This is a genomic window from Variovorax sp. 20P10.2.4, from assembly GCF_058244205.1.
In genome coordinates, this window is the sequence record NZ_JBZAYE010000459.1 from 1 (window position 1) to 5,981 (window position 5,981).

Annotated in this window: 5 protein-coding genes and 2 riboswitches; all 5 genes read left to right on the forward strand. The window is 70.6% G+C overall.

Translation table 11 applies throughout. The features are described 5' to 3' along the window. Positions 1–286 (forward strand): alpha/beta hydrolase fold domain-containing protein (locus tag AC27VN_RS30150; protein ID WP_490878932.1); only part of this gene is annotated, 286 nt, incomplete at its 5' end. Positions 287–308: 22 nt separating this feature from the next. Beyond that, positions 309–392, forward strand: a riboswitch (glycine riboswitch). A 20-nt stretch (positions 393–412) separates the two neighbouring features. Further along, positions 413–519: riboswitch (glycine riboswitch) on the forward strand. A 15-nt stretch (positions 520–534) separates the two neighbouring features. After that, positions 535–1,734 (forward strand): glycine cleavage system aminomethyltransferase GcvT, encoded by a 1,200-nt coding sequence (gene gcvT, locus AC27VN_RS30155; RefSeq protein WP_490878933.1) that lies wholly within the window; start codon positions 535–537, stop codon positions 1,732–1,734. Positions 1,735–1,817: 83 nt separating this feature from the next. Then, entirely contained in the window at positions 1,818–2,189 is a 372-nt protein-coding gene (gene gcvH, locus AC27VN_RS30160; protein WP_093344930.1) for a glycine cleavage system protein GcvH, read from the forward strand. Between the two features lie 75 nt (positions 2,190–2,264). Next, positions 2,265–5,177, forward strand: a complete 2,913-nt coding sequence (gene gcvP / locus AC27VN_RS30165) for an aminomethyl-transferring glycine dehydrogenase (protein WP_490878934.1) — start codon at positions 2,265–2,267, stop codon at positions 5,175–5,177. 25 nt (positions 5,178–5,202) lie between these two features. After that, positions 5,203–5,934, forward strand: coding sequence for a Crp/Fnr family transcriptional regulator (locus tag AC27VN_RS30170; protein ID WP_490878935.1), 732 nt, complete (start codon positions 5,203–5,205; stop codon positions 5,932–5,934). Positions 5,935–5,981: the final 47 nt, after the last annotated feature.

Sequence of the window (5,981 nt, forward strand, 5' to 3'; positions counted from 1 at the left end):
CGCCTCGGCGCATCGCGCCACCGAGGTGCCGCCCTCCCCGCTGCGCGCGGCGGAGCTCGCGGGCCTGCCGCCGACCCTGATCGCCGTCGCCGGCCATGACCCGCTGCGCGAGGAAGGCCTGGCCTACGCGCACCGGCTCGAGGCGGCCGGCATACCGACCCGGCTGCTGGCCTTCGACGACATGTTCCACCCCTTCTTCGGCTTCTTCGCCCAGTCGGCCGCCGCCGGCCGGGCCCACGACGCCATCTGCCAGGCGCTGTCGAACCGGCTGCGCGGCCGCGGCTGAAGCCGCCCGCAATCCACTACACTCGCCCGGGTCAGGAGAGAGCCCCGCACGGGGCCGCCGAAGGCGCAGGGAACCCCCGAACGCTCAGGCAAAAGGACTGACACAGCGCCGGCCTTCGCGGGACGGCGTTTCCTTGCTGGAGAGAGGCCGGTGCCGCAGGCGCCCGGTCCACCGAAGGAGCAAACCCCGATCGTGGGGCGAATCTCTCAGGTAAAGCGGACAGCAGGGGTGGCCCCATGGCGCGAGCCATGGCATTCGATTGCTGCCCCCAGGAGTGCCCCGTGGCTGCTTCCGCCCCCGAATCCGAACTGCTCAAGACCCCGCTGCACGCGCTGCACCTGGAACTCGGCGCCCGCATGGTGCCCTTCGCCGGCTATTCGATGCCGGTCCAGTACCCGGCCGGCCTGATGGCCGAGCACAAACATACGCGCGCGGCCGCGGGCCTGTTCGACATCTCCCACATGGGCCAGCTGCGCCTGTCCGGCCCCGATGCCGCGGCCGCCTTCGAGACCCTGATGCCGGTCGACGTGATCGACCTGCCCGCGGGCAAGCAGCGCTACGGCCTGCTGCTCGACGACCAGGGCGGCATCCTCGACGACCTGATGTTCTTCAACGAAGGCAACGGCTCGCTGTTCGTGATCGTCAACGGCGCCTGCAAGGTGGCCGACATCGCCCACATCCAGCAACGGATCGGCCAGCGCTGCCAGGTGCAGCCGCTGCCCGATCAGGCGCTGCTCGCGCTGCAGGGCCCGCAGGCCGCGGCCACGCTGGCGCGGCTGTCGCCCGGCATCGAGCGCTTCGTGTTCATGACCGGCGGCGCGGTGCAGATCGGCGGCATAGCCGCCTTCGTCACGCGCAGCGGCTACACCGGCGAGGACGGCTTCGAGATCTCGGTCGCCGCGAAGGAGGCCGAGGCGCTGGCCCGGCTGCTGCTGGCCCAGCCCGAGGTCAAGCCCATCGGCCTGGGCGCGCGCAACTCGCTGCGGCTCGAGGCCGGCCTGTGCCTCTACGGCAGCGACATCGACACCGGCACCACGCCGGTCGAGGCCTCGCTCAACTGGGCGATCCAGAAGGTGCGCCGCACGGGCGGCGCGCGCGCGGGCGGCTTCCCCGGCGCCGAGAAGATCCTGGCCCAGCTCACCGCCGCCACCGGCGCCGCTGGCCACCTCGACCACGACACCCTGAAGCGCCGCCGCGTCGGCCTGGTCGCGCTAGAGCGCATCCCGGTGCGCGACGGCACGCCGCTGCAGTCCTTCGAGGGCCAGGACATCGGCCAGGTCACCAGCGGCCTGCTGGGCCCGACGGCCGACCGGCCGGTCGCCATGGGCTACGTGGCCACCGCCTTCGCCGAGCCCGGCACCCGGGTGCAGGCCATCGTGCGCGGCAAGCCGGTGCCGATGGAGGTCTCGACCCTGCCCTTCGTGCCGACGCGCTACTACCGCGGCTGACGGCCGGACATCCGGCGGACCGCCGTCGCGGCTAACCTACGCCCCGGCATCGGCCACTTTTTATCCACGAGGAGTTTTTCAACATGAGCATCAAGTACACCAAGGACCACGAATGGGTGCAGGCCGAGGGCGGCAACGCCACGGTCGGCATCACCGTCCATGCGCAGGACGCGCTGGGCGACGTGGTCTTCGTCGACCTGCCCGAGGTCGGCAAGAGCTTCGCCCAGGGCGATGTCGCCGGCGTCGTCGAATCGGTGAAGGCCGCGGCCGACGTGTTCATGCCCGTCTCGGGCGAGATCACCGAAGTCAACGAAGCCCTGCGCGCCGATCCCTCGCTCGCCAACAGCGCGCCGCTGGCCGAAGGCTGGTTCTTCAAGGTCAAGCTGTCCGAACCGGCCCAGCTCGACGCGCTGATGGACGAAACCGCCTACGGCAAGTTCGCCGAGGAATCCTGAGCTCCTGAAACCGGATGGCCGGACGCGAAGGCTCGCGTCCGGAAGTCCGCTCCCCCTTCTCTTCCCCCGCCCGCCATGCCCACCCCCGCCGCCCTGCCCACCCTGCAAGAACTCGAGAACGCCGAGGAATTCATCGCCCGCCACATCGGCATCGATGCCGACGACGAGGCGCGCATGCTGCCCGTGATCGGGTCGGCCACGCGCGCCGAACTCATCGACGGCATCGTGCCCGCGGCGATCCGGCGCAGCAAGCCGATGCGGCTGCCGGCACCGGCCACCGAGGCCGACGCGCTGGCCGAGCTCAAGGCGATCGCGGCGAAGAACAAGGTGTTCCGCAACTTCATCGGCCAGGGCTACTACGACACCCACACGCCGGGCGTGATCCTGCGCAACATCCTCGAGAACCCGGCCTGGTACACGGCCTACACGCCCTACCAGGCCGAGATCTCGCAGGGCCGCATGGAGGCGCTGGTCAACTTCCAGACCATGGTCTGCGACCTCACGGGCATGGCGATCGCCAATGCCTCGATGCTCGACGAAGCCACCGCGGCCGCCGAGGCGATGACGCTGGCCAAGCGCAGCGTGAAAAGCAAGAGCAACGTGTTCCTGGTCTCGGGCGACTGCCATCCGCAGACCATCGAGGTGGTGAAGACCCGCGCCGCGCCGCTGGGCATCGAGGTCAAGGTCAGCACCGCCTCGGAAACCCTGCCGCACCTGATGGCCAGCGGCGAATTCTTCGGCGTGCTGGCGCAGTACCCGGCCACCACCGGCCACGTGCACGACCTGCGCCCGCTCGCGGGCCATGCGCATCAGTACGGCGCGGCCTTCTGCGTCGCGGCCGACCTGCTGGCGCTGACCCTGCTCGCGCCGCCTGGCGAATGGGATGCCGACATCGTCTGCGGCACCACCCAGCGCTTCGGCATGCCGCTGTGCAACGGCGGCCCGCACGCGGCCTACCTGGCCTGCCGCGACGACTTCAAGCGCTCGCTGCCGGGCCGCCTGGTCGGCGTGAGCGTCGACACCCATGGCCGCCCCGCCTACCGCCTCGCGCTGCAGACGCGCGAGCAGCACATCCGGCGCGAGAAGGCGACCTCGAACATCTGCACCGCGCAGGTGCTGCCCGCGGTGGTCGCGAGCATGTACGCGGTCTACCACGGCCCCGACGGCCTCACGCGCATCGCGCAGCGCGTGGCCGCGCTCACCGCGATCCTCGCGCGCGGCCTGGCCCAGATGGGCCGCGAGCCGGTCAACGAGACCGCCTTCGATTCGCTGACCATCCGCACCGGCGACGACACCGCCAGGATCCTCGAGCGCGCGCAGGCCGCCAACGTGAACCTGCGCCAGCGGCTGCAGCAGCACCTGGGCATCTCGCTCGACGAGACCAGCACGCGCGCCGACGTCGAGACCCTGTGGGCGCTGTTCGTGCCCGCCGGCACGCCGATGCCGCGCTTCGAGGAGCTGGCCGCCAACACCGCGCCGCGCATCCCGCAGGCGCTGCGCCGCGCGAGCGCCTTCCTGTCGCACCCGGTGTTCAACACCCACAAGAGCGAGACCGCGATGCTGCGCTACATCCGCAGCCTGTCGGACAAGGACCTCGCGCTCGACCGCAGCATGATCCCGCTGGGCAGCTGCACCATGAAGCTCAACGCGACCAGCGAGATGATCCCGATCACCTGGCCCGAGTTCGCGAACATCCATCCCTTCGCGCCGGCCGAGCAGCTGCAGGGCTATGCCCAGCTCGACGCCCAGCTGCGCGCCTGGCTCTGCGAAGCCACCGGCTACGCGGGCATCAGCCTGCAGCCCAATGCCGGCTCGCAGGGCGAGTACGCGGGCCTGCTGGCGATTCGCGCCTTCCACGAAGCGAAGGGCGAAGGCCACCGCAACATCTGCCTGATTCCCTCGTCGGCGCACGGCACCAATCCCGCGAGCGCGCAGATGGTGGGCCTGCAGGTGGTGGTGACGGCCTGCGATGCGCAGGGCAACGTCGACCTCGACGACCTGAAGCGCGCCTGCGAGAAGCATGGCAAGAACCTGGCCGCGGTGATGATCACCTACCCGAGCACGCACGGCGTGTTCGAGACGCGCGTGAAGGAGCTGTGCGAACTGGTGCATGCGCACGGCGGTCGCGTGTATGTGGACGGCGCCAACATGAACGCGCTGGTGGGCGTGGCCGCGCCGGGCGAGTTCGGCGGCGACGTGAGCCACCTGAACCTGCACAAGACCTTCTGCATTCCGCACGGCGGCGGCGGCCCGGGCGTGGGCCCGGTCTGCGTGGTCGAGGACCTCGTGCCCTACCTGCCGGGCCATGCGACCGCGGGCGTGTCGGGCCATGGCGTGGGTGCCGTGTCGGCGGCGCCGCTGGGCAATGCGGCCGTGCTGCCGATCAGCTGGATGTACTGCCGCATGATGGGCGCGAAGGGCCTGCAGGCCGCGACCGAGACCGCGATCCTAAGTGCCAACTACATCAGCGCGCGGCTCAAGGACCACTACCCCACGCTGTACGCGAGCCCCAACGGCCACGTCGCGCACGAGTGCATCCTCGACCTGCGTCCGCTCAAGGACACCAGCGGCGTCACCGCCGAGGACGTCGCCAAGCGCCTGATCGACTACGGCTTCCATGCGCCCACGCTGAGCTTCCCGGTGCCGGGCACGCTGATGGTGGAGCCGACCGAGAGCGAGCCACTGGCCGAGCTCGACCGCTTCATCGAGGCGATGATCGCCATCCGTGGCGAGATCCGCCGTGTCGAGGAAGGCGTCTGGCCGAAGGACGACAACCCGCTCAAGCACGCGCCGCACACGGCCGCGAGCCTGCTCGGCAGCGAATGGGGCCATCCCTATGCACGCGAGCTCGGCGCTTTCCCTCTGGCCGGCCTGAAGGACGCCAAGTACTGGCCGCCGATCGGCCGCGTCGACAACGTCTACGGCGACCGCAACCTGTTCTGCAGCTGCGTGCCCGTGGGCGAGTACCAGGAAACCGAAGCGGCCTGATCCGCACCAAATCGGCCGACGCCGCATGGACCCCGGCGAGATCGCCTCGCTCAAGTCGCGCTGGCGCGGCTGCGTGTGGGCCCACGCGCTGAGCGACGACGAGGCCGAAGTGCTGCTGCCGCAGCTGCGCTTCGTCGAGCTCGCCGCGGGCCAGGCCATCTGGCACCGCGGCGACCCGGCCGAACACTGGGTCGGCATGGGGCGCGGCAGCATGAAGCTGTGCACCACCTCGGCCTCGGGCAAGCCGGTCACCTTCATGGGCCAGGCCTTCAGCTGGGTCGGCGAGGTCGAACTGATCCGCAATGAACCTCGCTTCTGCGATGCGGTCGCGCTGTCCGACGCGGTGGTCATCAAGATGCCGAAGACGGCCTTCTTCCACCTGCTCGACGGCAACCGCGCCTTCAACCGCTTCGTGCTGCAGCTGCTGAGCGAACGGCTCACGCAGTCGATGGCCGTCACGCTGTCGGACCGCACGCTCGACCCGGTCGCCAAGGTCGCGCAGAGCCTGGCCTCGCTGTTCGGTCCCGCGGGCTTTCCGCCGCGCTCGCTCGAGCTGCAGGTCTCGCAGGCCGAGCTCGCGCTCTACTGCAACATGTCGCGCCCGCGGCTCAACGCGGCGCTGCGACGGCTCGAGGCCGAGGGCCTGCTCACGCTGGGCTACCAGGTCGTGACCTTGCGCGACCTCGATGCGCTGCGCGCCTATCGCGCGGCGCCATCGGCCGCCAGCGGCAGCCACGCGCGGCCCGAGACCGCATAGGCGTTGTCGCCGGCGATGCCGGCCACCGGCGCACCCGACGCGGGCGC

Coding starts and splice junctions, on each gene's coding strand:
- AC27VN_RS30170 (WP_490878935.1), top strand. CDS start 5,203: ATGGACCCCGGCGAGATCGCCTCGCTCAAGTCGCGCTGGCGCGGCTGC.
- gcvH (WP_093344930.1), top strand. CDS start 1,818: ATGAGCATCAAGTACACCAAGGACCACGAATGGGTGCAGGCCGAGGGC.
- gcvP (WP_490878934.1), top strand. CDS start 2,265: ATGCCCACCCCCGCCGCCCTGCCCACCCTGCAAGAACTCGAGAACGCC.
- gcvT (WP_490878933.1), top strand. CDS start 535: ATGGCATTCGATTGCTGCCCCCAGGAGTGCCCCGTGGCTGCTTCCGCC.